Source organism: Pseudoclavibacter sp. JAI123 (genome assembly GCF_013409665.1).
Taxonomy (GTDB): domain Bacteria; phylum Actinomycetota; class Actinomycetes; order Actinomycetales; family Microbacteriaceae; genus Pseudoclavibacter.
In genome coordinates this window covers 26,064-51,156 of sequence record NZ_JACCCM010000001.1, presented here as the reverse complement: position 1 = coordinate 51,156, position 25,093 = coordinate 26,064, and the positions used below count along the sequence as shown (strand labels likewise).

Annotated in this window: 23 protein-coding genes; 16 read left to right on the top strand and 7 right to left on the bottom strand. The window is 69.9% G+C overall.

Annotated features, from left to right (window positions below; all coding sequences use genetic code 11):
* Position 1: 1 nt before the first annotated feature.
* Positions 2 to 361, bottom strand: a complete 360-nt coding sequence (locus HDC34_RS00225) for a hypothetical protein (protein WP_146080713.1) — start codon at positions 359 to 361, stop codon at positions 2 to 4.
* A gap of 68 nt (positions 362 to 429) precedes the next feature.
* On the opposite strand from HDC34_RS00225, the gene HDC34_RS00220 reads away from it, so the two are divergent.
* Positions 430 to 1,389, top strand: a complete 960-nt coding sequence (locus tag HDC34_RS00220) for a carbohydrate kinase family protein (protein WP_179555396.1) — start codon at positions 430 to 432, stop codon at positions 1,387 to 1,389.
* Positions 1,390 to 1,494: 105 nt separating this feature from the next.
* On the opposite strand, the gene HDC34_RS00215 is transcribed toward HDC34_RS00220, so the two are convergent.
* The 3 genes from HDC34_RS00215 to HDC34_RS00205 all read right to left on the bottom strand — a co-directional run bounded on the left by HDC34_RS00215 (position 1,495) and on the right by HDC34_RS00205 (position 4,975).
* Positions 1,495 to 3,078: an amino acid permease gene (locus HDC34_RS00215; protein ID WP_179555395.1), complete on the bottom strand. Its 1,584-nt coding sequence runs from the start codon at positions 3,076 to 3,078 to the stop codon at positions 1,495 to 1,497.
* A 167-nt stretch (positions 3,079 to 3,245) separates the two neighbouring features.
* Positions 3,246 to 3,938, bottom strand: a complete 693-nt coding sequence (locus HDC34_RS00210; RefSeq protein ID WP_211891172.1) for a YitT family protein — start codon at positions 3,936 to 3,938, stop codon at positions 3,246 to 3,248.
* 83 nt (positions 3,939 to 4,021) lie between these two features.
* Positions 4,022 to 4,975 carry an L-lactate dehydrogenase gene (locus tag HDC34_RS00205; protein WP_104310909.1) on the bottom strand — a complete coding sequence of 318 codons (954 nt, stop codon included), beginning with the start codon at positions 4,973 to 4,975 and terminating at the stop codon, positions 4,022 to 4,024.
* Between the two features lie 119 nt (positions 4,976 to 5,094).
* Here HDC34_RS00205 and HDC34_RS00200 point away from each other — a divergent pair, with 119 nt between their 5' ends.
* The gene (locus tag HDC34_RS00200; protein WP_179555394.1) at positions 5,095 to 9,687 is read left to right on the top strand and encodes a proline dehydrogenase family protein; all 4,593 of its coding nucleotides are present in this window, start codon (positions 5,095 to 5,097) and stop codon (positions 9,685 to 9,687) included.
* Positions 9,688 to 9,758: 71 nt separating this feature from the next.
* On the opposite strand, the gene HDC34_RS00195 is transcribed toward HDC34_RS00200, so the two are convergent.
* A complete protein-coding gene (locus tag HDC34_RS00195; RefSeq protein WP_179555393.1) occupies positions 9,759 to 10,073 on the bottom strand; it encodes a hypothetical protein in 315 nt (104 codons plus the stop codon).
* Between the two features lie 23 nt (positions 10,074 to 10,096).
* On the opposite strand from HDC34_RS00195, the gene HDC34_RS00190 reads away from it, so the two are divergent.
* From HDC34_RS00190 to HDC34_RS00135, 12 genes are all read left to right on the top strand, one after another.
* On the top strand, positions 10,097 to 11,512 hold the full coding sequence (locus HDC34_RS00190; RefSeq protein ID WP_179555392.1) for an FAD-binding oxidoreductase: 1,416 nt from the start codon (positions 10,097 to 10,099) through the stop codon (positions 11,510 to 11,512).
* A 203-nt stretch (positions 11,513 to 11,715) separates the two neighbouring features.
* Entirely contained in the window at positions 11,716 to 13,506 is a 1,791-nt protein-coding gene (locus tag HDC34_RS00185) for a circularly permuted type 2 ATP-grasp protein (RefSeq protein ID WP_104310912.1), read from the top strand.
* A complete protein-coding gene (locus HDC34_RS00180; RefSeq protein WP_068478330.1) occupies positions 13,500 to 14,441 on the top strand; it encodes an alpha-E domain-containing protein in 942 nt (313 codons plus the stop codon). Before HDC34_RS00185 ends, HDC34_RS00180 begins: the two co-directional genes overlap by 7 nt.
* Positions 14,438 to 15,286, top strand: coding sequence for a transglutaminase family protein (locus HDC34_RS00175; RefSeq protein WP_104254567.1), 849 nt, complete (start codon positions 14,438 to 14,440; stop codon positions 15,284 to 15,286). The genes HDC34_RS00180 and HDC34_RS00175 overlap by 4 nt, the downstream gene beginning before the upstream one ends.
* Before the next feature lie 2 nt (positions 15,287 to 15,288).
* Positions 15,289 to 16,254 carry an alpha/beta fold hydrolase gene (locus tag HDC34_RS00170; RefSeq protein WP_179555391.1) on the top strand — a complete coding sequence of 322 codons (966 nt, stop codon included), beginning with the start codon at positions 15,289 to 15,291 and terminating at the stop codon, positions 16,252 to 16,254.
* 22 nt (positions 16,255 to 16,276) lie between these two features.
* Entirely contained in the window at positions 16,277 to 17,326 is a 1,050-nt protein-coding gene (locus HDC34_RS00165; RefSeq protein WP_179555390.1) for a lipoate--protein ligase family protein, read from the top strand.
* A 178-nt stretch (positions 17,327 to 17,504) separates the two neighbouring features.
* Positions 17,505 to 18,602, top strand: coding sequence for a DUF6177 family protein (locus tag HDC34_RS00160; RefSeq protein WP_179555389.1), 1,098 nt, complete (start codon positions 17,505 to 17,507; stop codon positions 18,600 to 18,602).
* Between the two features lie 2 nt (positions 18,603 to 18,604).
* Positions 18,605 to 18,940, top strand: coding sequence for a hypothetical protein (locus HDC34_RS00155; RefSeq protein WP_179555388.1), 336 nt, complete (start codon positions 18,605 to 18,607; stop codon positions 18,938 to 18,940).
* A gap of 1 nt (position 18,941) precedes the next feature.
* Positions 18,942 to 19,310, top strand: a complete 369-nt coding sequence (locus HDC34_RS00150) for a DUF6507 family protein (protein WP_104254572.1) — start codon at positions 18,942 to 18,944, stop codon at positions 19,308 to 19,310.
* On the top strand, positions 19,307 to 21,880 hold the full coding sequence (locus HDC34_RS00145) for a DNA/RNA non-specific endonuclease (protein ID WP_179555387.1): 2,574 nt from the start codon (positions 19,307 to 19,309) through the stop codon (positions 21,878 to 21,880). The genes HDC34_RS00150 and HDC34_RS00145 overlap by 4 nt, the downstream gene beginning before the upstream one ends.
* Positions 21,870 to 22,340 carry a hypothetical protein gene (locus HDC34_RS00140; protein WP_179555386.1) on the top strand — a complete coding sequence of 157 codons (471 nt, stop codon included), beginning with the start codon at positions 21,870 to 21,872 and terminating at the stop codon, positions 22,338 to 22,340. Before HDC34_RS00145 ends, HDC34_RS00140 begins: the two co-directional genes overlap by 11 nt.
* Positions 22,341 to 22,404: 64 nt before the next feature.
* Positions 22,405 to 22,914 (top strand): DUF6301 family protein, encoded by a 510-nt coding sequence (locus HDC34_RS00135; RefSeq protein ID WP_179555385.1) that lies wholly within the window; start codon positions 22,405 to 22,407, stop codon positions 22,912 to 22,914.
* 107 nt (positions 22,915 to 23,021) lie between these two features.
* Here HDC34_RS00135 and HDC34_RS00130 read toward each other — a convergent pair whose 3' ends face one another.
* The gene (locus HDC34_RS00130) at positions 23,022 to 23,330 is read right to left on the bottom strand and encodes a hypothetical protein (RefSeq protein WP_104254575.1); all 309 of its coding nucleotides are present in this window, start codon (positions 23,328 to 23,330) and stop codon (positions 23,022 to 23,024) included.
* 39 nt (positions 23,331 to 23,369) lie between these two features.
* On the bottom strand, positions 23,370 to 23,717 hold the full coding sequence (locus HDC34_RS00125) for a hypothetical protein (RefSeq protein WP_104254576.1): 348 nt from the start codon (positions 23,715 to 23,717) through the stop codon (positions 23,370 to 23,372).
* Between the two features lie 141 nt (positions 23,718 to 23,858).
* On the opposite strand from HDC34_RS00125, the gene HDC34_RS00120 reads away from it, so the two are divergent.
* Complete coding sequence (locus tag HDC34_RS00120; protein ID WP_179555384.1) at positions 23,859 to 24,590, top strand: hypothetical protein; 732 nt, start codon at positions 23,859 to 23,861, stop codon at positions 24,588 to 24,590.
* Complete coding sequence (locus tag HDC34_RS00115) at positions 24,587 to 25,087, top strand: OCRE domain-containing protein (RefSeq protein WP_104310931.1); 501 nt, start codon at positions 24,587 to 24,589, stop codon at positions 25,085 to 25,087. Before HDC34_RS00120 ends, HDC34_RS00115 begins: the two co-directional genes overlap by 4 nt.
* The last annotated feature ends 6 nt before the right edge of the window (positions 25,088 to 25,093 follow it).

Below are 25,093 nucleotides of genomic sequence, written 5' to 3'. Positions count from 1 at the left end.
GCTACTTCGCGGCGACGCTGTCGAGATGCTCTCGCAGCGCGATGATGATGTCGTCGCGCGTCGTGTTGCGGGCGTGGGCGAGCTCCTCGATGAGCCAGTCGAGCGTCATGTAGTTGGCGTGCAGCAGGTTCGACAGCTCGATGTTGACCTTGACCTGGTTGGGGCCGCCGTCAGCCGGCAGCTCGGCATCCGGGTCGCCGTCGGAGTCCAGCCCCTGCCCCTGCTCGACCTGCACGACAAAAGCGCCGACCTCGACGAGTCGCTCATAGGCGAGCGCCGCGGCATCTGGCGACACCTCCGTGACGGAGACGGCGTCGAGCAGCACGTGCGCTGCCTCTCGGCTGGTAGCTGGAGTGGACATGCAACGAGGATAAGCGCGCACTTCGAACAGACAGTCAGGGTCCATCCATGCAAGGCACAATCGGGGACATGAGCAGCAAACCCACAGCGAAGGCCCGCCCCACTCCAGACGCGCCTGTCGTGGTCATCGGGGACGCCATCGTCACGGAACTGCAGGAGACCGAGGCGCGTGGGGGACTCACCCGCCGCAGCTACGTGAGCGGCTCAGCCCTCAACGTCACCATGGCGCTCGCGCGCCTGGGGGTGCCCGTCGCCCTCATCGCGAGCATCGGCGACGACCCGGACGGGCTCCGCATCCGCGACCACCTGCGGAAGCGGGGCATCCAGTTCGCGCCGTCGGTGTCGCTCGCGGGCACCGGGCGGGCCCTCGGCGAACCAGCCGACGGGGAGCCCCTGTACACGTTCGACGACGCGGCCCGGGCCCGCCGCATCCGCTTCGACGACGAGCAGGTGGCGCTCATCCGCGCGGCGCCGTTCGTCGCGATCTCCGGCTTCGCGTTCGACGACAAGAAGCAGCACAGGCGGCTCCTCGAGGCCGTGATCCGCCCGCAGGAGCGTCTGCTCCTCGACCCGAACCCGCGCCTGGGGCTCGTCGAGGACCCAGGCGCGTTCCTCGACAACTTCGAGCGGCACGTGTCCAGCGCCCTGTTCGCGCACCTGTCCGACAACGACGCCGACCTGCTCTTCGAAGCCCCCCTCGACGAGGCGACCAGCGACATGCTCGACCTCGGCGCCACCCACGTGCTCGCCACGGAGGGCACGCGCGGCGGGCGCTGGGTCAACCGGGCCGGCATCGATGTGGCCGAGCCGATCGTCGAGCTGCCAGGTGAGATCGTCGACACGATGGGGGCCGGCGACGCGGTCTTCGCGACCGCGGTCGCCTCCATCGCGCAAGGCGGGGTGCCGCACGAGGCGGCGGATGCGCGCCGAGTGCTGCAGCGAGCGATGACCGTCGCGGCCGCCACGGTGCGGGTCACGGGCAGCTTCCTCGCCGCGGACGACGACCTGCCGCCCGCCGCCGACGCGTAGGCCGCGACCTCCCGGCGGTCTCGGGATGGAGAAGTCGCTTCGTGCTGGGGAACTTCCCGCAACGAGGTGATTTCCCCATCCCGAAACCGTGGGCCGGTGGGGCAACTACTCCGACGCGGCCGCTGACGCCGGGCCCGAAGCCGAGCTCGACGCAGGCGCCACTGCCGCCGCCGCGCGCTCGCGCTTCTGCTTGCGCTGCACGGAGACGCCCGCGACGATCGAGATGCCAGCGATGATGAAGCTCGTCGTGACCTCGATGAGGCGCGTCTCGCCCGCGAAGAACATGTAGATGAGCAGCGCGGAGAGCGCGACGATGACCACCCAGGTGAGCCACGGGAAGCCCCACATGCGGATGGCGCCCTTGGTGATCGCGTTCGGGTCCTCGCCGGCGGCGACGGCGTCTTCCGCGAGGATGCGGCGCGAGCGCAGCTGGGAGACGGCGATGACGATCCACACGAAGATCGCGACGGCGCCCGTCGAGTTCACGAGGAACGAGAACACGTACTCGGGGGTCGTGTAGTTGAGCACGACCGAGAGCAGGCCGACGACGGCGGATGCGAGGATCGCGACGTACGGGGTGCCGCGCTTCGAGACCTTGCGGAACGCCTTCGGCGCCTCGCCGCGACGCGACAGCGAGAACGCCATGCGGGACGCGGTGTAGAGCGACGCGTTGAGGGTCGAGAGCAGCGCGGAGAGCACGATGATGTCCATCGCGAGGGCTGCCCAACCGATTCCGGCGGCGTTCAGCATCGTGACGAACGGGCTCACGCCTGCCGTGATCTGGTCCCAGGGCAGCACGATGAGGACCACGAGGATCGAGCCGATGTAGAAGAGCAGGATGCGCCACACGACCGAGTTCACGGCCTTGCGTACCGCCTGGGCTGGCTGCTCGGACTCGCCGGCCGCGATGGTGGCGACCTCGGCGCCGAACATGGAGAAGATGACGGGGAGGAGCGCGGCGAGGATGCCAGCGACGCCGAACGGGGCGAAGCCGCCGTCGGCCGGCGCGAGGTTCCCGAACGTGGCCGTGTTGTTCGGGATGACGTGCGCGATGAGGAGCGCGCCGACGATGATGAAGATGATGATGGAGACGATCTTGATCGACGCGAACCAGAACTCGAACTCGCCGAACGACTTCACGCTGATGAGGTTCGCGATGAGGAACACGAGGGTGATGATGAGCGCCGGGATCCACTGGGGAACCTCAGGCAGCCAGCCGCTGATGATGACGGCGGCGGCCGTGGCCTCGATGCCCACGACGACCACCCAGAACCACCAGTAGAGCCAGCCGATGGAGAGGCCGGCCCACGGCCCGATGAATCGCGTCGCGTAGGCCGAGAACGATCCGGTCTCAGGGGAGATGGAGGCCATCTCGCCGAGCATCCGCATGACGAGCACGACGACGACGCCCGCGAGGGCGTAGGCGAGGATGACGGCGGGGCCGGCCGCGAGGATCGCGGTGCTGGAGGCGACGAGGAGGCCCGCGCCGATGACGCCGCCGAGGGCGATCATCGACAGGTGGCGCGGCTTGAGCGTGTTGGCGAGGGCCTCGCCCTGCTCGACGGCCGGGCCGCGGCGCGACTGGTGGCCACGCTCGCTCAGGTCGCGGCCCTTCTCCGTGAAGACGGCCTCGGTGTGGGGTGCTGCGGCACCCTCTGGAATCTGGCCGTCAGCGCTTGGGGACGTCATGGATCACGTTTCTCCTGGTGAAGGGAACCCCGGGCGTCGCGCGTTCGCTGAAGAGTCAGCACATGAGGGAGGAGCGCGCTGGGCGCCTCGAGGTCGGTACTGAGCAAGGGTAGGGGGCGTCACACGTCCCGTTCACCTTGTGTTCATAAGTGACGTGGGTGATCCCGTCAGCTCGCCGGGGAATCGCCTGGCAGGGTCTCGGGGTCGCTGGGTTCGACGCTGCCGCGTGCGTCCCGCTCCGCGGTCGTCTGCGCTTCGGTGGCGCCGCCGATGTCGACCGTGAACCAGCGGATCGTTACGCCGCAGATGGGGCCGATCAGCAGGGCGAACGCGACGGTGCCGATGCCGACGTCGCCGCCGAGCATCCACCCGATGGCGAGCACGATGACCTCGAGGCTCGTGCGCACGATCCAGATGCGCCAGCCGGTGACGCGGTGCAGGCCCGTCATGAGCCCGTCGCGCGGCCCCGGCCCGAAGAGCGCGCCGATGTAGAGGCCCGTCGCGAGCCCGAGGGTGAGGATGCCCCCGGCCAGCAGGAGGATGCGCCACCAGAGATCGAGGCCCTCGGGGATGAGCCAGAGCCCCAGGTCGGCGCAGGGCCCGACGAAGAGCGCATTGAAGAGCGTCCCGAACCCCGGCCGCTGCCGGAGGGGGATCCAGATGAGGAGCACGACGACGCTGATGAGCACCGTGATGAGCCCGAACGGCAGCCCCGACTGCACCTGGATGCCGAGCGTCAGCACATCCCACGGGGAGACGCCGAGCTCACCCCGCACGATCATCGCGATGGCGAGGCCGTAGAGGACGATGCCGATGACGAGCTGCGTGGCGCGACGGGGCAGGCGGACGATGGAGCGCATCCGCTTATCTAAGCCCCTCGCGCGCGGCGGCATCGCGGTCCACTCGGGAACAGTGGATGGGTGCGGGCGCCGGGCTGGCGGGCTTAGCTGACGGAGCGCACCGTGGAGCGGATCTCCTCGGCGGACGCGAGGAACTTCTCGAGCTCGCTCGGCGACATGGGGGTGTCGAGGATGCGCTCGACGCCGTTGGCGCCCACGATCACGGGGGTCGAGATGGCGACGTCGTCGATGCCCCACTGCCCCTGCAGCAGCGTGGAGACGGGCATGATGGCGTGCTCGTCGTTGACGATGGCCTCGGCGATGCGGGCGCCGGACAGGCCGATCGCGTAGTTCGTGGCGCCCTTGCCCTCGATGACCTTGTACGCGGCCGTCCGCACATCGTGGGTGATGCTCTCGAGGGTGTCCTCGGTGAAGGGGCGTTCGCCGTCGCGCTCCCAGTCGAGGATGGGGATGGGGCCGATCGTGGCCTGCGACCACAGCGCGAACTCGCTGTCACCGTGCTCGCCGACGATGGTGGCGTGCACGCTCGTGGGCGCGAGACCGCCCGCGAGCTTCGCGATGATCCAGCGCAGGCGGGAGGTGTCGAGCACCGTTCCCGACGAGATGACCCGGCCGGGCGGCAGGCCGGAGATGCGCTGGGCGACGACCGTGAGCACGTCGCACGGGTTCGTGACGAGCACGAACACGGCGTTGGGTGCGAGCTCCACGAGCTGCGGCATGAGCGACTCGAGGATGCCGACGTTCACGCCGACCAGGTCGAGGCGCGTCTGCCCGGGCTTCTGCTTGGCGCCCGCCGTGATGATGACGACGTCGGCTCCCGCGACGGTCGTGATGTCGCTGGAGCCGGTCATGACGCTCGAACCCGTGAACTGGGTGCCGTGCGCGAGGTCGAGCACCTCCGCTTCGACCTTCTTCGTGTCGATGTCGTAGAGGGTGATCTCGCGGGCGACGCCACGGATGAGGCACGCGTACGCAAGCGAGGTGCCGACGCTGCCAGCCCCCACGATCGCGACCTTCGACTGCTTCTGCACGGGCATGGTGCTTCCTTTCGGGAAGATCAGCAACCCTCTGATCGTATGGGCGCTGGCCTGATCGCTGCGGCGTGTCGCGGCGCGGCTCGGGTTGCGCTGAAGGTGCGCTGGTTACGCTCGTTCGCATGCGCATCCCGTCGGAATCAAGTGAAGGATCACGGCACGACGGCGCGACTCCTCCACCGAGCGGATCGGCTGGCGGTGCCAGTTCGAAGGATGGTGGCGGCGCGGTCGGCCGCGGTGGCACCGACCGACGCGCGCGCGGACTCGAGGAGGTCGACGCCAGGCGGGTGCAGCGCGCAGATTTCGTGAAGCAGGTGCTCGCGAAGCGCGACGGTGGCGCGGATGATGGCGACGCCACTCAGGATCCCGCCGATGCGACGGCTGACGGCTCTGCAGCCGATGGCCCTGCAGCCGGCGGCGATGGCTCAGCCGATGGCGCTGCCGCCCCTCATGCTGCAGCCACCGGCGCTTCGACTCCCGGCGAGCCAGTCACCAACGCCCACGCGGATGCGAACGCGGGCGACGTGGAGACGCCGGCAGACGGGGAGATGCCGGCAGACGGGGAGACGACCCGCGAACCCAGGGGAGCGGATGCGGTCGCTCAGCCCTCCTCGAATGAGACCGTCGCCGTCGACGACTCGATCGTGAGCGCGCTCCGTGCCGAGGGGCGAACCGCGACGGGCGATCGAGACGCTGGACGGGGCGCCGCACCGCGTCCAGACCAGACCGTCGCCGTCGACGACTCGATCGTCGCGGCGCTCCGGGCGGAAGGCCGCACGGCGACGGGGGACCGCGACACCGGTCATGCCGGCGTCGCAGCGCAGGGCCCGGCCACGGGCACCCAGCCCGGTCAGGCGACGGCTCGGCCGCCCGCCGACGCGGCCCCGCCGACCGCCGCCATGCCGGTCGTGACGCAGCTGCGGGACGTCCCCGTCTCCGAAGCGCTGCCGGCTGCGCTCGCCCTGCTCCGCGGCTGGCGCGAGCAGGTGGCCGACGCTGACGCGAAGCGGGCCGCCGCGGTCGAGGCCGCTTCGAGCACTCGAGCGAAGCGGCGAGCCGACACGACCTCCGAGCTCGACCGTGTGCTCAGCGGGCCGGACGGCGAGGTGTTCCTCCGCTCCCTCATCGACGAGGTCATCCGCCCGGACGACGCGATCGCGGCCGGCAACGGCCTCGGCGACCTCGCCCCGAAGCTCCCCGCGAGCCTCTCGACCGGCACGAAGCGCGTGTTCCAGCTCGGTGCCTTCGCCGGCCCCGGAGTCCCATGGCTCGCGGTGCCGCTCATGCGTCGGGCGACAGCGGCGTTCTTCGGAGAGGACACCGTCCGGAACGCACCAGCCGACCTCTCGGCCGCCGTCGAACGAGCCGCGTCTCGAGGGGCCGTCTCCCGCATCCGCCTGCTCGGCGACGAGGTGCTCGGCGAGCGCGCCTCGAACGCGCGCCTCGAGACCTACACGCAGCTCCTCGCAGCCGGCCAGATTCGCGAGCTCGAACTTCGTGTCGTCGACATCGAAGCGCAGCCAGCCCTCTGGGACTTCGACGGAACGCTCGAGCGCGTCGTCTTCAAGCTGTCCGCGCTCGGCCGGGCGGCTCTCACCGCGCCGACGCCTCCGCTGCTCATGCTGCGAGCTCAGTCGTCGACCGATCTCGAGCTGACCGTGCAGGCGTTCATGCGCGCCTTCGAGCAGGAGGAGCTGCGCGGCCTGCACGTGGGCATCTCCCTGCCCGCCCAGTTCCCCGAGACGCCCGGCCTGCTCCGCCGCATCGGCGGATGGGCGCACATGCGCCGCGAGGACCTCGGCTCCGACATCACGGTCGCCATCACGCGAGACGCGAACCACGACCTCGAGCGCGCCGACGCCGTCATCAACGGCTGGCGCCTCGCAACCTACGCGTCGGACGCCGACGTCGACGCCAACTTCGCGCGCCTCCTCGACGAGGCGCTCGCGATCGACCACGTCGCAGCGTTCCGGGTCGAGGTCGAAGCGGATGCGCGCCGCGACGTGGCACTCGCCGCCGCGATCGCGAACGCACGAGGGCTGCCGAAGCCGGTGAGGGTCGTCGTTCCTCGCTCGGCAGACGACGCGACCCTCGCTCGCATCCGCTCGGCCGGTGTCGAACTCGTCGAGCGCACCCCAGTCGTCGACGGAACCACGCAGCGCCACGCGGCCAGCTACCTGCAGCACCGGGTCGACGTGCGGGCCAGGCAGCTCGGCGCGGAGCCGGCCGACGCAGCATCCGCGACCGCCGCCGTCACGGCCGGTGCGGGTGCCGACGCCGTGCATCCCGATGACGAGCGACTCCTCAGCGCGACTGCCCGGATGCGGCAGATCGACTCAGGCCCGAACCGCGAACAGGACCGCGTGCTCGCCGACGACGCCGCCACCGTGACGGCGAGCATCCAGCTCGAGCTGTTCCCAGATGGCCTCTTCGAGGACGAGGAGCCCGCGGCCGAACGGCCGGCGCGCGTGAAGAAGCTGAAGCCGGCCTCGAAGCCCGTCATCGACGACGACGAAGAAGTCACCGAGAACCCGGCTGACACGGGCCCCAGCCCTCGCCTCACCGAAGTCGTGCTCGGGCTGAAGCGCGGCCGACTGCTGCGCAACACGTTCCGCAACTCGCCCGGCACCGACCCGTCGCTTGCCAGCAACCGCGACTGGCTCCTCTCCATCCAGCGTCGAGTGCCTCGCAGCGAGCTCGGCATCGACGAGGTCGAGCGGCACCTGCTGCACGAGCCTGGCGACGTGGATGCGCTGCTCTCGCGCGCAGAGCGCGCAGCCGAACCCTGGGCCCAGAAGCCGGGCTGGGAGCGGGCAGCCGTGCTCGAGAAGGTGGCGAAGGCGCTCGAAGCGAACCGAGCGCGTCTCATCGAGGTGGCCGTCTCAGAGACGGGGACCCCACTCCCCGACGTCGATGCCGACGTGAGCCGCTGCATCGACCTCGCCAACTACTACGCGCATCTCGCCCGCCAGCTCGACCGCATGCAGGGCGCCGACTTCGAACCCGTCGCCGTGACCGTCGTCACGCCGTCCTGGGTGCCCGCCGTCGCAGGCAGCGCGGGGCACACGGCGCAGGCGCTCGCGGCCGGCAGCGCGGTTGTCCTGAAGCCATCGCCTCGCACGCGCCGCACGGCGGCCGTCTTCGCCGAGGTGCTGTGGGATGCGGACATCCCACGCGACCTCGTGCAGCTCGCGATCTGCGACGAGAGCCTCCTCTCGGACGAGCAGCTCGGACAGATGCTCATCACCGACGACCGCGTGCAGCGGGTGCTGCTCAGCGGCAACTGGGAGACGGCGCGCTCGTTCCTGCGCTGGCGCCCCGACCTGCCGCTCATCGCGGCGACAAGCGGCAAGAACTCCATGATCATCACGCCGAGCGCCGACCTCGACCGGGCCGCCCTCGATGTCGCGCGCAGCGCGTTCCTCAGCGCGGGGCAGCGGCCCGGCCACGCCGGCACGGTCATCCTCGTCGGCTCCGTGGCCCGCTCGAAGCGCTTCCATGAGCAGCTCGCCGACGCCGTCGCGTCGCTGCGCATCGGCTACCCGAGCGACCCCGGCGCCGTCGTCGGGCCCCTCGTCTCCCCGCCCGACTCGCAGCTGCGCTTCGCGCTCACGTCCCTCGGCGAGGGCGAATCGTGGCTCGTCGAGCCGCGGCAGCTCGACGACACCGGCCGACTCTGGTCGCCCGGCATCCGCGTCGGCGTCAAGCCGGGCAGCTATCAGCACGTCACCGAGTTCTTCGGCCCCGTGCTGAGCGTCATGCACACGCACACCCTGGATGAGGCCATCCGCCTGCAGAACTCGACCCAGTACGGGCTGACGGCGGGCATCCACTCGCTCGACCGCACCGAGATCGCCGAATGGCTGCGCCGGGTCGAGGCCGGCAACCTGTACGTGAACCGCGACATCCTCGGCAACACGCCCCAGCGTCAGCCGTTCGGCGGCTGGCTCCGCTCCATGGTCGGCACGGCCACCAAGTTCGGGGGCCCCAACTCGCTGCTCTCCCTCGGCGCGTGGCGCCCGAACCACGGCGAGCAGTCCCAGACCCTCCACCTGCGCGGCATCGATGAGCAGGCGACGGCCCTCATCGAGTCGGCGGCCCCGTTCATGGACTACGAGACCTTCGACCGCCTCCGCCGCGCCTCCCTCAGCGACCAGATCGCGTTCAACGAGGAGTTCGGCGAGGTCTCCGACGTCTCGAACCTGAAGTTCGAGCGCAACCTCATGCGATACATCCCGGCGCGCGCCACGATCCGCGCGGCCGAGGACGCGACGCTCGCCGACCTCATCCGCGTCATCGTCGCCGCCCGCATCGTGCGCTCGAAGCCCGTCATCACGTCGGGCATCGAGGTGCCGGATGCGGTGCTCGCAGAGCTGCACGCGCAGGGCCTGACCGTGCAGCGCGAGACCGACGCCGAGTTCGCCGAGCGCGCCCGCACCGGTGGCATCGAGACGCTGCGCGTGCGCCTCATCGGCGGCAGGCGGCGAGAGTTCTGCGACGCCCTCCAAGGCGACCCGGACATCTCCATCTGGTCGGACGCGGTCACGCCCGCCGGCCGCATCGAGGCGCTCCCGTTCCTCCGCGAGCAGGCGATCTCCATCACCGCGCACCGGAACGGGCACCCCGACCCGCGCATGCAGCAGCTGTTCCCGTACGAGCAGACCATCGACCCGGACGCGCCCATCACGCAGGGCCCCATCAAGTCCCGCGGGTGATGCGCTCAGGTGTCCCGGGAGCGCTGTCCAACATCAGTGCGATTTCGAGCTGAAATCGCGGTTGGAAGGTTTCAGTCGAGGATTTCGCACTGATGTTGGTCAGGTGTGGGGCGGATGTCGCAGAAGCCGCGCCGAGGCAGCGCTTCGTGTGATGAGGGCACGCCGATCAGCTGGGATGTGCCGAGCGCGTCCATCCGAGGACCGTGCGGACTTTTTGCGAGCGTGATGGGTTTTTGCCCATCATCGGTCGGAGAAACCCCGCACGCGCATCCGTAGAACCCATCACAGTCGGAGAAATCCCGCACGCGGCGGCAGACCGCGCGTGGGAGGGTCGCCACGACCTCGCTCATCAAAGGACTGAGCGAGCGGATACGGGTGTCCTCCATGCCGGTCGCCTACGATCGAACGCATGACTGTCGACGCCGACGGAACCCCCGACTCCCCGCGAACGCCTGACCCTGCGCGAGCCTTGGAGGCCTTGTCCCGCGAGCTGCCTGGCCGAGTGGTGACTGACCTGGCGGCGCTTGAGCTTCTGCGCGTCGACCGCTCCGGCGTGGTCGCGGCCGGAGTCCCGCTCGCGCTGGTCGAGGCGGAGTCGGTTGAGGATGTGCAGGCGGCGTGCCGCATCGCGAGCGAGCTCGGCGTCCCCATCGTCACGCGCGGAGCCGGCACGGGCCTCGCGGGAGGTGGGGCTGGCGGCGAGGGGGAGATCGTGCTCTCGACCCTGCGCATGAACCGGATCCTCGAGGTCTCGCCCGCCAACCAGCTTGCGGTCGTGCAGCCGGGCATCCTGAACGGCGCGCTCAACGAGCAGCTCGAGGGGCACGGCTTCTGGTGGGCGCCCGACCCGGCTTCCAAGCACATCTCGACGGTGGGCGGCAACATCGCGACGAACGCGGGTGGCCTGCTGTGCGCGAAGTACGGGGTGACGCGGGAGGCCGTGCTCGGGCTCAAGGTCGTGCTCATCGACGGCTCGGTCATCGAGGTCGGCCACCGAACGGTCAAGGGCGTCACGGGCCTCGATCTGTGCGCGCTCATGGTCGGTTCGGAGGGCACGCTCGGCGTGATCGTCGAGTGCACGCTCAAGCTGCGTCCGCTCGTGCCCGGGGTCGTGCCGACGATCGGCGCGTACTTCACCGACGTGGGGAGCGCGGCTCGTGCATCCGCCGCCGTCACCGCGTCCGGCATCCAGCCGGCCATCATGGAGCTCATGGACAGGGGCGTGCTGGCCGCCGTGTCCGCCTACACGGGTGTCGATCTCGCCTCGCACGGTGACTCGTACCTGCTGATCCAGACCGACGGCGCGAACGCGGTCGCCGAGGCCGAGGGCATCGTCGAGGTGCTGCGAGCCAACGGCGGCACGGTCGAGATGACCACGGATGCGCAGTCGGCGCTGACGCTCGTGGATGTGCGGCGCCAGGCGTATGCGGCGAAGGAGGCGCTCGGGAAGGTGCTGGTCGAGGACGTGTCCGTGCCCCGCGACCGGCTGCCGGACATGTTCGCGAAGATCGACGAGGTCGCGGCGCGCACCGGCACGACGATCGTCACGGTCGCGCACGCCGGCGACGGCAACCTGCATCCGACGTTCATCTACGACCGGGCGGAGGCTGTCGTCCCGCAGGCGGTGTGGGATGCGGCCGACGAGCTCTTCACGTACGCCATCTCGATCGGAGGCACGCTCACGGGGGAGCACGGGGTCGGTCTCCTCAAGCGCCAGTGGCTGGGTGAGGAGCTCGGCGAGCGCCAGTACGAGCTGCAGCGCGGCATCAAGCGTCTCTTCGACCCGCAGGGGCTGCTCAACCCTGGCAAGGTCTTCGCCGAGTAGGCCCCGCCTGGCCGACTCCCGGGATGGCTGCCCGCTGCGCCGCCTCTCGGGGGCCGTTTCGGCCGGATCGATCACGCAAGTTGGCCGCGCGCCACCCCGGCAGCCTCCCAATTGACGGGAAATTTTGCGGGACCTCGGGCGTGCCGTCCAGGAGGATCGTCCGCGAAACAAGGGCGTCACATTCCGTCCACTAGTCTCGGGACATGGGTGACCTCTTCGACGGCTACAGCCAGGCTCTGACCAGGCAATCCCAAGCGGCGCTGTCGCCGCCATTCGACGAGATGTTCATGGGGGAGGCGCCCGAGGGCGAGCTGGATCCGCGGCGCACGTACCGAGATCTCTACGACGTCCTCTCGGGGATGACGCAGGAGCAGATCCGGCACCGCTCCGATTCGCTCGCCGACTCGTACCTCGCGCAGGGCGTCACGTTCGACTTCGCCGGCGAGGAGCGTCCGTTCCCGCTCGACGTGGTCCCCCGCGTCATCGAGCGCGCCGAGTGGCAGAAGACGGAAGCCGGCATCAAGCAGCGCGTGCGCGCGCTCGAGGCGTTCCTTGACGACGTGTACGGCGACCAGCGGGCCATCGCCGACGGCGTGATCCCGGCGAGCCTCATCGCCTCCTCGGTGCACTACCACCGCGTTGCGAAGGGCATCCGCACGGCGAACGGGGTGCGCATCCACGTCTCGGGCATCGACCTGATCCGGGATGAGCACGGCGAAATGCGCGTGCTGGAAGACAACGTGCGTGTCCCGTCGGGCGTCTCGTACGTCATCTCGAACCGCCGCGCCATGGCGCAGACGCTCCCGGAGCTCTTCTCCCGCATGCGCGTCCGCCCTGTCGGCGACTACCCGAACCGCCTGCTCGGCGCGCTGCGTGCATCCGCGCCGGACGGCATCGAGGACCCGACCGTGGTCGTCCTCACGCCCGGCGTCTACAACTCCGCGTACTTCGAGCACACGCTGCTCGCCCGCCTCATGGGCGTCGAGCTCGTCGAGGGCCGCGACCTGTTCTGCTCCGGCGGCAGGGTGTGGATGCGCACGACGGCCGGCCCCCAGCGCGTGGACGTCATCTACCGCCGCGTCGACGACGACTACCTCGACCCGCTCCAGTTCCGCCGCGACTCGATGCTCGGCTCGCCCGGCCTCATGATGGCGGCGCGGCTCGGCAACGTGACGATCGCGAACGCGGTCGGCAACGGCGTCGCCGACGACAAGCTCGTCTACACGTACATGCCCGACCTCATCCGCTACTACCTGTCGGAGGAGGCGATCCTGCCGAACGTCGACACGTGGCGTCTGGAGGAGCCGGACGCGCTCGAGGAGGTGCTCGATCGCCTCGACGAGCTCGTCGTGAAACCGGTCGACGGCTCGGGCGGCAAGGGCCTCATGATCGGCCCGAGCGCCAGCAAGCAGGAGCTCGACGAGATGCGCGTGCGCTTGCTCGCCGATCCGCGCGGCTGGATCGCGCAGCCCGTGGTGCAGCTCTCGACCATCCCGACGCTCGTGGAAGACGGGATGCGGCCGCGTCACGCCGACCTGCGCCCGTTCGCCATCAACGACGGCCACGACGTGTGGGTGCTGCCCGGCGGCCTCACCCGCGTCGCGCTGCCGGAGGGGCAGCTCGTCGTGAACTCGAGCCAGGGCGGCGGCTCCAAGGACACGTGGGTGGTCGGCGCCGAGCGCAGCTTCTCCAAGCCCCAGCCTCACGGCGTCGAGGAGCTGCTCGACGACCAGGCCGACATGTCGGAGACGCCGCACCCCGTGACGGGTGTGCTTCGCGTCATCCCGCACCGCCAGGACCACATGCCGCAGGACGCCCCCAAGCGCGGCGACCAGCAGCAGACGCAGCAGCAGACGCAGGGGCGGGCCTCCCAGGCTCAGTCGCATTCGCACGCTCAGTCAGAGCAGATCCAGCAACAGCAGCAGGCGCGCTCGGAAGCGCCCGTCGCGGCTGGGCCTGCCGACACGAACCAGAAGGGAACGGACGCATGCTGAGCCGTATCGCCGAGTCGCTCTTCTGGATCGGCCGCTATGTCGAGCGGGCCGACGGCACCGCGCGCATCCTGGACGTGCACCTGCAGCTGCTGCTCGAGGACCCGTGGGTCGACGAGGCTACGGCCTGCCGCTCGCTCCTGAGCGTCATGGGCGCTGCGGATGTGCAGCCGGATGCCGAGCTGACCCGCTCTGACGTGCTGAACCTCATGGCCGTCGACCGCTCGCAGCCCGCCTCGATCGCCTACTCGGTGAACGCGGCCCGCGAGAACGCTCGCCGCGCCCGTGAGATCGTGTCGACGGAGCTGTGGGAGTGCCTCAACGCCACCTACTCGCGCATGCCGTTCAGCGTGCGCCAGGAGAAGGTGCACGACCTGTTCGCGTGGGTTCGCGAGCGCTCGGCGCTCGCGGTGGGTGTCGTCAACTCGGCGGCGAGCCGCGACGACGCGTACCAGTTCATGATGCTCGGCCGCTCGCTCGAGCGCGCCGACATGACGGCACGCCTGCTCGCGACGCGTTCGCTCACGGAGGCGTCCGGCGCTTCCTGGACGACGATCCTCCGCTCGTGCGGCGCGTATGAGTCGTACCTGCGCACCTATCACGGCATGCCCTCCGCGGCGAACGCGGCGGAGTTCCTGCTCCTCGACCGTCTCTTCCCACGGTCGATCCAGTACTCGGTGTCGACGGCGCTCTCCTGCCTCTACGACATCCAGCCCCGCCACGAGCGCGGCGGCCGCGTCGGAGTCACCGACCAGGCACAGCGCCTGCTCGGCCAGATCTCGTCCGACCTCGAGTACCGGCCCATCCACGACACCCTGGCCGACCTGCCCCGCTACATGGATGGCGTGCAGGACGCGGTGTCTCGGGCCTCCGAGGCCATCCGCCAGCGCTACTTCCCGTCGATCACAGCCCCGAGCTGGGTGGGAGACAACTCATGAGCCGCATCCGCATCCGCCACTCCACCGGCTTCCGGTACGAGGGCGACGTCACGACCTCGTACAACGAGGCCCGCATGCTGCCGATGGCCAACAACGGCCAGTTCGTGCTGTTCGGGCACCTCGATGTCACGCCGCACTCGTCGACGCACAACTACTCCGACTACTGGGGTACGAAGGTGACGGCGTTCGAGGTGCTGAACCCGCACTCGGAGCTGTCGCTGACGGCGTCGAGCCTCGTCGAGGTGCGGCAGCGTCCCGAGGCCGGGCAGCTGTCGCTGAGCTGGGATGAGCTCGCGCGCGAGCGGCTCCGCAGCGTCGAGCTCGTCGAGCAGACGGCGCAGACGCGCCTGACGATGCCGCCGGAGGATGTCAAGGCGCTCGCGGCTGAGGTCAAGGGCGCGAACACCGGACCGGCATCCACGGCGATGGAGATCCTGCACCTCGTCTACGAGGCCGTCGCCTACGAGGGCGGAGTGACGGGCGTCCGCACGACGGCCGCCGAGGCGTGGGAGCACAAGCGCGGCGTCTGCCAGGACATCTCGCACATCGCGCTCGGAGCGCTTCGAGCTGCCGGCATCCCCGCGATCTACGTCTCCGGCTACCTGCACCCCCGGCCGAACGCCGAGATCGGCGAGACCGTCAGCGGCGAGTCGCACGCGTGGATCGAGTACTGGGACGGCGAGTGGCGCGGCTGGGACCCGACGAACGACATCCCGATCGGCGAGCGCCACGTGCTCGTCGGCCGCGGCCGCGACTACAACGACGTGCCTCCGCTGCGCGGCGTGTACGCGGGACCGTTCTCCTCGCAGCTGTTCGTGAAGGTCGACATCACGCGGGAGGCCTAGTCATGCCGGGCTCGGGCACCGGCCCCCAGGGCGGATCTGCCGGCGGTTCGCACGGCGGCTCGCAGGGGCGTGCGGATGCGCGCGGTCCGGCTGCACCGAAGCCCGACCCGACCGGTGCGCCGGCGACGTTCGTGGTCCCGACGGGTCATGGCGTGGACGTGCACGTCTACGAGTGGGCCTGCGTGTCGCCGCGCGGCGTGGTCCACCTGTCGCACGGCTCGGGTGAGCACGCGAAGCGCTACGACGCGTATGCGCGCGACCTGGTAGCTGCGGGTTACGCGGTCGTCGCGCACGACCAGCTCGGGCACGGGCAGACGGGCCTCGGCTCTCTTGGGCTCTCAGCGCTGCCGGCGACCGAGAATCGGGCCGCGCTCGAGGCGCTCGAGGACATCTCCGCCTGGGTTCGGGACCGCTACCCGCAGCTCCCGCTGATCCTGCAGGGGCACTCGTGGGGCTCGTTGCTCGCGCAGCAGCTCCTGGTGCGCGATTCGGCGTTCTTCTCGGCGTGCATCCTGACCGGCACCGCCCTCGCGCTGCCCGGCTTCACGAACCCGGGCAACCTCAACAGGCGGTTCGAGCCCGACGAGACCGGCCTCATGTGGCTGAGCCGCAACCCGGAGGCGCGGCGCGCGTTCGCGTACGACGAGCTGTGCTTCGACATCGCGAAGACGCCCGTGTGGTCCACTCGAGGCGCGCTTCAGCTCATCCACGTCCCACCGCGCGCCGTCTCCGGGAAGCTCGACGACGTGCCCGTGCTGATCCTCGCCGGCTCGGAGGACTCGGTCGGCTACGGCGAGCGTGGGCCCCGTGCCCTCGCGCGGCTGTACCGGAAGCGCTCGAAGCTCAGCGACGTGACCCTCAAGATCTACCCGGAGGCGCGGCACGAGCTGCTCAACGAGCTGAACCGCGACGAGGTCATCGCCGACATCGTCGCGTGGCTGGATACGCGCATCCCGCTGCCCGTGTAGTCGTCGCGCGTAGAGTGCTTTCATGCACGGTGAGTACAAGGTTCCTGGCGGGAAGCTCGTCACAGTTGACCTCGAGGTGGAGGGCGGCCGGATCGTCGACGCGCACCTCGCCGGTGATTTTTTCCTCGAGCCCGATGAGGCGCTCGACGACATCAACGGCGCGCTGACCGGGCTGCCGGCGGATGCGAGCGCTGAGGAGATCACGGGCGCCGTGCGCGATGGGCTTCGGGAGGATGCGCAGCTGCTCGGCGTCACGCCGGAGGCGGTCGGCGTGGTGGTCCGCCGGGCCGTGCTCGGCGCCCGCGACTGGCGCGCGTACGACTGGCAGATCCTGCATCCCGGCCCCCTGACGCCTCGCGAGCACGTCGCGCTCGACCAGGTGCTGACCGAGGAGGTCGGCGCTGGACGCCGCCCCGCGACGCTGCGCCTTTGGGAGTGGGACGAGACGGCCGTGGTGCTCGGCTCGTTCCAGTCGGTGAAGAACGAGGTCGACCAGGAGAACCTCGACAAGTACGGGGTGCAGCTCGTGCGGCGCATCACGGGTGGCGGCGCGATGTTCATGGAGGCCGGTTCGGTGGTGACGTACTCGCTGTACGTGCCGAGCGACCTCGTGCACGGCATGTCGTTCGCGGAGTCGTACGCGTTCCTCGACTCGTGGGTACTGGATGCGCTGCACGGGCTCGGCATCAACGCGCGGTACGAGCCGCTCAACGACATCGCGAGCCCGTCTGGCAAGATCGGCGGGGCCGCGCAGAAGCGCCTCGGCTCGGGGGCGGTGCTGCACCACGCGACGCTCAGCTACGACATCGACGGCGACCGCATGACGGAGGTGCTTCGCATCGGCCGCGAGAAGCTGAGCGACAAGGGCACGCAGTCCGCAAACAAGCGCGTGAGCCCCCTGCGGTCGCAGACGGGCATGGAGCGCTCGGCGATCATCGATCACTTCAAGAAGACGTTCGTCGACCATTACGGCGGCACGCCAGGCGAGGTGTCGGACGAAGAGATGGCGCGGGCCCGCGAGCTGGCGCAGTCGAAGTTCGCGTCGAGGGAGTGGACGCACCGGGTTCCGTAGGCCGCGGGCACGAGGTAGGCCGCGGGCACGAGTGTTCGGGGGACACGGAGACAGGGGAGAAGTACCCATCGCGTGACGCGGGATGCGTGGTTACGCTGGCGATTCATCCGAGAACTCCCCGGAGGATTCCCGTGCCTCACATTCGTCGTCGTGCCCTCGTCTCCCAGGAGGCGACTTCGTGACCGCGTTCATCGACCCGCTCTCCGACGAGCGCGGCCCTGATGGCGCGGGCGGCGGCTACACCGTCTACTGGGCATCCGCTGAGCGGGTCACGCTCTCGAGGCCGCTGCAGCGGTTCCTCATCGACGCGCAGTTCTCGCGCCTCCGCCCGATCCTCGTGACGACCGACCAGGCGCACGTGTCGAGCTTCGTGGCGGATGCCTTCCAGGCGGCAGGCGGGTACTGGGCCGTGTCGCATGGCGGCGCGATGTTCGACGCGTTCCGGGGGACGCGCATCCGCAGCTTCGGCGACTTCTGGGCGCCGAAGCCCGACGCAGAGACCGAACCGCACCCGACGCTGTCGCGCCTGCGCGAGCAGACGACGCCGTCGTTCGTCTTCGACGTGTACGTGCGCGACCGCGCGGACGACCGCACGCTCATCGGCGGCACGGCCGACCTCCTCGTAGCGGGCCTGGGCGGGGGCGCACTCGAGCGCTGGGGCCTCGTCGAGCCGCTCGCGCAGCGCTGGTCGCACACCGCTGTCACCGAGTCCATGCGCCGGCAGATGCCCGTCACCGAACGCCACTACGCGGCGGGCGGCGACGGCTCGGCCGTCAGCTTCGCGGTCTCGCGCACGAAGTCGGGGATCCTCGAGCACGTGCGAGGCGCCATGCCCATCCGCGGCGCCGAGCTCACGGCGCTGGCCCGCGACCCCCGCGGTTCCCTCGCCGCGCACCCGCGCGTCATCGACACGCTGCGCGAGCTCGCCGAGACGAGCCGCGTCAACGTCGCCCTGCTCTCGTGCGGCGAAGTCGAAGAGCGGGGTGGCTCGTTCGGGCGCCTGCCCGGCGTGCGCCGCCCCGAACAGCCGCTCGCCGTGCTGCTCGGTGCGCGCGCGGTGCGCGACCTGGCGATCGACGTGGACGCGCTGGCCAAGCAGCACGACGTCACCACCGTCGGACTCCGCCGCGCCCCGGCCCTCATCGTCCGGCTCTCCGGCGCCGACCCGCTCTGGTACCAGCTGCGCGCGTTCGCGACGGACCTCGACCAGGAGCGCCTCGCATCCGCCCTCGCCGTGGAGTTCGCCACCGGTGACGCGAACGTCGGAAGGAGCTGACCGTGCCCATCGAACTGGTCCTGCTGAGCGAGGTCGCACCGAGCGACGAGGCCATCGCCCGCGCCATCGCCGAAACCCACCCGGAGGGGCAGCTCGTCTCCTTCGAGGACGGCGCCGTGCGCCACGCGGTCGACGGGGCGGGAGCCTCCCTGCTGACGGTGTTCGAGAGCCAGCCGATCGTCGACCCGACGAGTGCGGTCGCGGGCATCGCGCATCCGCCCACAGCGTTCGGGTTGTGGACAGACGTGACCGTGCCGAGGAGCGAGCCGCAGCGCGGCCGAGCCTTGGCCGAGCAGATCGCCGCCGCTGTCGGCGGAACCGTGACAGAGAGGGTGTGACGTGTCGGATTGGAAGATCGACCCCACCGGGGTGCAGACGGTGCTCACGAGCGTGCAGACCACGCAGGGCGAGCTCGCGACCGTCATCACGGAAGCGGGGATGAACGGCGTCATGGCGGGCGTCGCGTGGGGAGGCGGCATCACGGCCGGCGTCTCCGAGGCCCTCGCCGGCCTGCTCACCGAGCAGCAGTCGAACGTCACGGCCGTCGGCAACACCGTCAACGCGAGCGTCACGGGCGTCGCCAACGCCGTCTACGCCTACAACAACGGGCAGGAGCAGATGGCGCTGGAGTTCCAGGGCGCCATCGCGGACGGCTCCGACGGCGACTTCAGCTTCTTCGAGCAGCACGGCTACCGGGGGGACGCATGACCATCGAAGTCTGCACGGGAGACGGTCTCATCGACCCGTCGGCGTTCGTCTGCAAGAGCGCCGACCTCGACACGTCGCTCATCGAGGGGTCTGCGACGTCGCTGGAAGGGATGGGGTCCGGCCTCGTCGAGAAGGTGTCGACCATCAGTACCACGTGGACCGGCATCGGCGCCTCTTACCAGGCGCCGGAGCAGGAGTCGGTCTACGCGGCGATCACGCCCGCAACGAACGCGGCCAGCGAGGTCGAGACGAGCTTCTCCAGCGCGGCGGGCTACCTGCGTACGTACGCGGAGGAGCTGGAGGGCGTCAAGACGACGCTCAAGGACCTCGAGGACCGCGCCGCCGCCTTCCGGCAGGAGGCCCTGCAGGGCTACGACGTGACGATCTGGGATGCGCACGGTCTGTTCTCCTCGGAGTTCTGGACGACCGACGTCACCAAGCTCGGCGACAAGTCGGAGCACATCCCGTGGACCGAGCACGGGCCCGCGATCGAGAAGAACGACGCGCTGCTCGCCGAGTACGCGGCGATCATCGAGACGGTCTCGGCCGCCGCGACGACGTGCGCGGCTGGCCTCGAGACGCTCAGCACCGGAAGCTACGTCACGGAGGACGAGGCGATCACCGCTGAGGCGATCATGGCCTCCACCGAGCTGCCGTGGGGGTACCCGGCTGAGGAGGACCGCAACTGCTCGGAGTCGGTCGCGCATGGCGCCGGCAACTTCTGGCACGGCACCTGGACGGGGGCGGCGTCGCTCATCGGCCGCGACCCCGTCACCGGCGACTGGGGCTGGGACAAGGCAGGCGCCGCGTGGGGCGGGCTCGGCAACTTCGCCCTCTCGACGGCCGTCGTGCTGTCCCCGACGACGTGGGCCGTGAAACTCGTGGCGCCCGGTTCAGAGGCAGACCAGTGGTTCGACGACCGCGTCAACGTCGCCGCGACCGGATGGGGCAGCCTCATCGGCTACGACCACCAGGCCGCGCTCGCGGGCGAGAACGGCTTCCACGCGTGGGAGGAGGACGCGGTCGCGACGGGCACCGAGACGATCGCGAACATCGGCACCTTCTTCATCCCAGGTGCGAACGTCGCGAAGGGCGTGTCGACGGCCGGGAAGGTCGGCTCGATCGTGACCCGTGTCGGCGGGGTCGCCGCCGACTTCGCGATTCCCGGCGGCTCGCTCGCGGTCGGCCTCGTGACGAAGGGCATCAAGTTCTCGCCAGACGGCCTGAAGATCACGCCGTACGTGGGCGCGACGGGGGTCGTGGATGCGCTCTCGCCGTCCGGTGGAGTGCCTCCGGTCTCCTCTCACTTCGGACTGGACGCGCCTGAAGCTCCGGCGGCCCCGTCTGGGCCCGCGGGCCCCGTAGCCACGCCGAACCCAGCGGCCGGCGCGCCCGCGCCTGGTGCTGCTTCGCCTTCGTCCGCGCCCGGTGCTGCTTCGCCTTCGTCCGCGCCCGGTGCGCCGACACCGACATCCTCGGTCGAGGGGCCGTCGACCAACGGCGCGTCGCCGTCGGGCGCCGGGTCTGCGTCAACCGGGCAGAACTCGCCGGGTTCTGGTGCGACCGGCGCACCGTCGAGCTCCGGCACCTCTCCGAGCGGCACCAATGCCACGACTGGCACACCTGATGGCCCGAACGGGGTGCGCGACCCTGAGGTGGCTCCCACTCGGACCCCTGAGGGTGACGCCGAGCATCCATCAGGGAACGGCACGCAGGATGCAGGCGGCCAGCAGAACGCGCCTGACCAGCAGAATGGCAATGGCCAGCAAGATGCGCCGGGCACGACGCCAGCTCCAGACGCGAACGGTGGGCAGGTGGCGCCTCACGCAGAGGACACGCCGCCCGGACCGGCCGCCGCTGCGTCCTACCCGGAGCCACCCACGGAGTACCCGCGTCCCGAGCCGACCCAGACAGTCGAGGTGCCGAAGGCGGACGCACCCGGGCCCCGCACGCCGTTCGCGGCAAGCAGCGACCTGGCGCCGAACAGCCTGTACCGGGTCGAGGGCCGTGGCGACTTCTACACGGACGCTGACGGCAAGGTCGTCTACGTCGAGGCGAACTACGGGACGACGGGCAACCTGAACGCCGACTTGATCAACCCTCAGCCGAACGCGACGTACGTGGTGCATCCGAACGTCGGCGAAGTCTCTGAAGGGGCGAGCGCCGCCCACGTCTTCGAAACGGATCACGCCGGCCGCACCGTCGGTGCGCACACGGAGCAGCTGGCCCTCGGAGACGCGGACCGGTCGCCAAGCGTGCAGTCGCGCATCGGAGACGAAGGCGGCGATGGGTACGATGGCGGGCACCTGTTCGGGAACGGCTTCGGTGGCGGCCCAGAGGACGCCAACCTCATCGCCATGTTGAAAGAGATCAACAGGGGTGGTGGCGACAGCTACTTCAACCTGGAGAACTCGTGGCGTGAGCTCCTGCAGAGAGACCCCTCGACGATGATCGAGGTTTCGATCAAGCCGCACTACCCGGACGGGAGCACGGTGCCGGATCGCGTGCAGGTAACGTACTCGGTCAACGGCGAGATGCCGATCAACAAGGAGTTTTCGAATGTCAGATGAACGCGGACTCATCGCTGAGCAGGAAGCCCTCACGCGGGTCGCGAAAGAGCTGCACGGCCTGCTCGGTCCGGGAGACGAACGCGCCGAGTATCTCGGAACGGTGCTCGCCCCGGTTACGTCGGAGCGCGTGCGGGCCGCGAACCCGAACGGGAAGTACAAGATGAGCGACGGGCAGTTCAATGCGCTCCCGTTCACGGAAACCCTGCGTGACGCCGTCCGAGACCTGCGGTCGGCGACCTACCGCGAAGGGGCTGGCACCTGGTTCAGCGCGAAGGTCTCAGTGACAGCCCAAGGGGCAGTCTCGGCGGAGTACAACTACGACGACGAGCCAGAGTGGGATGCGCCAGTCGATGCCATTGCGTACCTGACGGACCTCGAGCAGTTCCCGCGAGACGAGGTCAACCAGCCCGCATGGCTGAAAGCCAAGCTTGAGGAAGCGCGCGCCGCGCGTCACCCGTGACGCTCCGGGTCGGGGGCGCGCACCCGAATGACCTCGACCTCGGGCTTGGGAAGCAGACGACGCCATGACGACGCAGAACATCGCCGACCGAAGCACCGTTGCCCGCCTGAGTGAGGTGCTGACGGGGCTCAGCTGGCCGGTCTCGAAGCAAGAGCTGACCGGGGTAGCTGCAGAGCTGGGATGGTCGGAAGCTCGGTCGACAAGCCGCAGCGCTCGCTACCGGACCGGATACATCGAGTCGCCCGAACGCGTCTCGAACGCCTCAGCGTCCGTCAAGGACGAGTCGGTCACCGAGATCCAGGTGAAGCTCAGCGGTGCGGACGCCAGTGGTGCAGTCGATGTCGCAGGTGCCCGGCGCCACCTCGGCGCGGAGCTCGCGGAGATCCTCGGTGGGGGATCCGCACGTCAGGGCAGCGACATCGCTTGGGACCTCGACAACGGCGGGCGCCTGTGGCTGAAGTCGCTCGACACGAGCGTGGCGCTCATCGCGCTCCAGCCGGCATACGCTGAGATCGAGCGCCGCGAGGAGCGGTCGGGCATCGGCCCTGACCGAGTGCCGGGCGAGGCCATCTGATCCGAGGCACAGCACCGTTCGCGGCCACCGCGTCTTTGAGAACGCCAACGGCGAGCATCCAGTGCCGGATGCTCGCCGCCGCTCATGTCGGTGCGTTGAGTCGCTGCCTAGCTCGGGATCGACGCGCGTGCCGCGGACAGGGCGCGGCGGGCGACGTCGTCGTTCTCGACCAGCGAGTTGCGGATGGCGGCGATGACGTCGCGCACCTGCTGTCCGGCTGAGTTCCACTGCTGCTCGAGGTGCGCGTACTCTTCCGAGACGCCGTCGGCCTGGTAATCGGCCATGGCCGACTTGACGTCGGCGTCGCGGCGGTCGAGCGCCGACTCGAGACGGGCTGCGACCTGCTCGAAGTTCGCCTGCGTCGCCTCGGACGAGCCGATGTTGTAGTCGTTGCGATCCATCTGGTTCGTGAACATGCGTGTTCTCCTCGTTCTCGTCGCGTCGGTGTCTGAGCGCTAGGCCTGCGGGCGGATGCGCGTCAGGAAGGACTCGGAGCTGAAGTCGGTCGATCCGGCCGCGGCCTCGTGCGTCGCGGCTCCGTCGTCGGCGGCGGCGACGAAGGCCTTGTTCTGGCCGCTGATGGAGGTGACGATGCCGACGAGCGCCGAGTTGAGGGCGTTCGAGATCTCGTCGGTCTTCGACTTGAAGTTGTTGAAGCTGGCCTTCGCGGGCCCATTGAAGGTCGAGGAGAGCGGCTCGGCCGCGTCGAAGAGCTGCTTCACGAGCTCGCCGAGGTCGTCCGATTCGGTCTGCGACTTGTTGCCGAGCGTGACCAGGGTCTGGTCTTCCATTGCGAACTTCATGGCATCCTCTCCAGCACCGCGATCGGCGCGCGTTCTTATCGGGAGACGTCAGTCCAGCACGGGTTGCCCGCCGTCGTCCAACTTTTCACCGGGGAGTTCTCCCCTCCCGGCGTCAGGTTTGGCCGACTAGCCTTGCGACTCGTGTGGAAAACGGCCGATCTCCCAGCGGCGACCGCCCAGCTCGCCTGGTCGATCGCGCTCGACGTGGCGCTCGGGCTCGTGGTGGTCGCTGGTCTCTCGCTGCTTGCCGCGGGCCACAGCCTCGCGTTCGCGGTGCTCGTCGGAGTGGTCGTGTCGCTCGTCCTGCTCGCGCTCTGGTGGTGGATGCGCGCTGCGCTCGGCACGAGCGCGGGCCACGTCCTGCTGGGGCTCCGGACCGTCGCCCGGTCGACGGGCATGCCCGCGCATCCGCTCACGGGCGCACGCGCGACGATGGACGTCCGCACGGGGCGTGATCCGCTGCATCTGGTGCCGGCCGCGATCGAGCTCGCCCCGCCGACTCGCGTGCCCCAGCGATTCTCGAGTCCAGACCTCGAGCTGCACTTCGATGACGGGTCGCGTCACGTCGTCCGCGGCGTGATCGTCGTGGGCCGCGCCCCGCAGGTCTCGTCGAGGAGCCAGCGGCCGGTCGCCGTGCCCGACTTCTCACGGAGCCTTGCCCCGACCCACGTGCGCCTCGAGCCGAACTTCGAGGGCGTGCTCGTCACCGACCTCGGCAGCGTCTCCGGCACGTGGGCGTTCGCGGGTGGCGACCCGCAGCGGTTGCAGGCGGAGACGGCTGTCACCGTTCCGTTCGGCACGGTGCTGGCCCTCGGCTCGAGGCGCGTGCGCCTCGGCCGGCCCGGCGTGTCAGGAACGGGGGTGGCCGCGTGAGTGAGACGGACCGCACGCTCATCGACACGACCCGCGCGCACCGCGAGCGGATGCTCGGCGCGCTCGCGCACGGACCGCAGGCGACGAGGCGCACCGTCAACACGAACGTGGGTCGTCTGCTCGGCTCGGTGATCCTCGGCGCCGTCATCTGCTGCGCGTGCCTCGGCACGAGCTTCGTCGTGAACCTGCTCGAGGATCGCAAGCAGCAGGAGGCGATCTCCGCGTTCCAGGCGGCGGCCGCGGCGAATCCCGTCCAGCCAGGCGGCACGGTCGTGCAGGACGAGGCGACCGGCTTCCTGCTCGACCAGGCGACGGGCCAGTACACCGACCCGCGCACGGGTTTCGTCGTCGACCCCGCCACCGGCTACGCGACGGACCCGGCAGGCAAGCTCATCGACACGAGGATCGGCTGGTACATCGACCCGGCTACCGGGTACTACACCAACCCGACGAGCGGCATCACGATCGACCCGCAGACGCTGACGGTGGTCGAGTGAGCAGCG

Excerpts from the sequence above, each read along its gene's own strand:
- HDC34_RS00225 (WP_146080713.1), bottom strand. The coding sequence starts at position 361 with ATGTCCACTCCAGCTACCAGCCGAGAGGCAGCGCACGTGCTGCTCGAC.
- HDC34_RS00220 (WP_179555396.1), top strand. The coding sequence starts at position 430 with ATGAGCAGCAAACCCACAGCGAAGGCCCGCCCCACTCCAGACGCGCCT.
- HDC34_RS00215 (WP_179555395.1), bottom strand. The coding sequence starts at position 3,078 with ATGACGTCCCCAAGCGCTGACGGCCAGATTCCAGAGGGTGCCGCAGCA.
- HDC34_RS00210 (WP_211891172.1), bottom strand. The coding sequence starts at position 3,938 with ATGCGCTCCATCGTCCGCCTGCCCCGTCGCGCCACGCAGCTCGTCATC.
- HDC34_RS00205 (WP_104310909.1), bottom strand. The coding sequence starts at position 4,975 with ATGCCCGTGCAGAAGCAGTCGAAGGTCGCGATCGTGGGGGCTGGCAGC.
- HDC34_RS00200 (WP_179555394.1), top strand. The coding sequence starts at position 5,095 with ATGCGCATCCCGTCGGAATCAAGTGAAGGATCACGGCACGACGGCGCG.
- HDC34_RS00195 (WP_179555393.1), bottom strand. The coding sequence starts at position 10,073 with ATGGAGGACACCCGTATCCGCTCGCTCAGTCCTTTGATGAGCGAGGTC.
- HDC34_RS00190 (WP_179555392.1), top strand. The coding sequence starts at position 10,097 with ATGACTGTCGACGCCGACGGAACCCCCGACTCCCCGCGAACGCCTGAC.
- HDC34_RS00185 (WP_104310912.1), top strand. The coding sequence starts at position 11,716 with ATGGGTGACCTCTTCGACGGCTACAGCCAGGCTCTGACCAGGCAATCC.
- HDC34_RS00180 (WP_068478330.1), top strand. The coding sequence starts at position 13,500 with ATGCTGAGCCGTATCGCCGAGTCGCTCTTCTGGATCGGCCGCTATGTC.
- HDC34_RS00175 (WP_104254567.1), top strand. The coding sequence starts at position 14,438 with ATGAGCCGCATCCGCATCCGCCACTCCACCGGCTTCCGGTACGAGGGC.
- HDC34_RS00170 (WP_179555391.1), top strand. The coding sequence starts at position 15,289 with ATGCCGGGCTCGGGCACCGGCCCCCAGGGCGGATCTGCCGGCGGTTCG.
- HDC34_RS00165 (WP_179555390.1), top strand. The coding sequence starts at position 16,277 with ATGCACGGTGAGTACAAGGTTCCTGGCGGGAAGCTCGTCACAGTTGAC.
- HDC34_RS00145 (WP_179555387.1), top strand. The coding sequence starts at position 19,307 with ATGACCATCGAAGTCTGCACGGGAGACGGTCTCATCGACCCGTCGGCG.
- HDC34_RS00140 (WP_179555386.1), top strand. The coding sequence starts at position 21,870 with ATGTCAGATGAACGCGGACTCATCGCTGAGCAGGAAGCCCTCACGCGG.
- HDC34_RS00135 (WP_179555385.1), top strand. The coding sequence starts at position 22,405 with ATGACGACGCAGAACATCGCCGACCGAAGCACCGTTGCCCGCCTGAGT.
- HDC34_RS00130 (WP_104254575.1), bottom strand. The coding sequence starts at position 23,330 with ATGTTCACGAACCAGATGGATCGCAACGACTACAACATCGGCTCGTCC.
- HDC34_RS00125 (WP_104254576.1), bottom strand. The coding sequence starts at position 23,717 with ATGAAGTTCGCAATGGAAGACCAGACCCTGGTCACGCTCGGCAACAAG.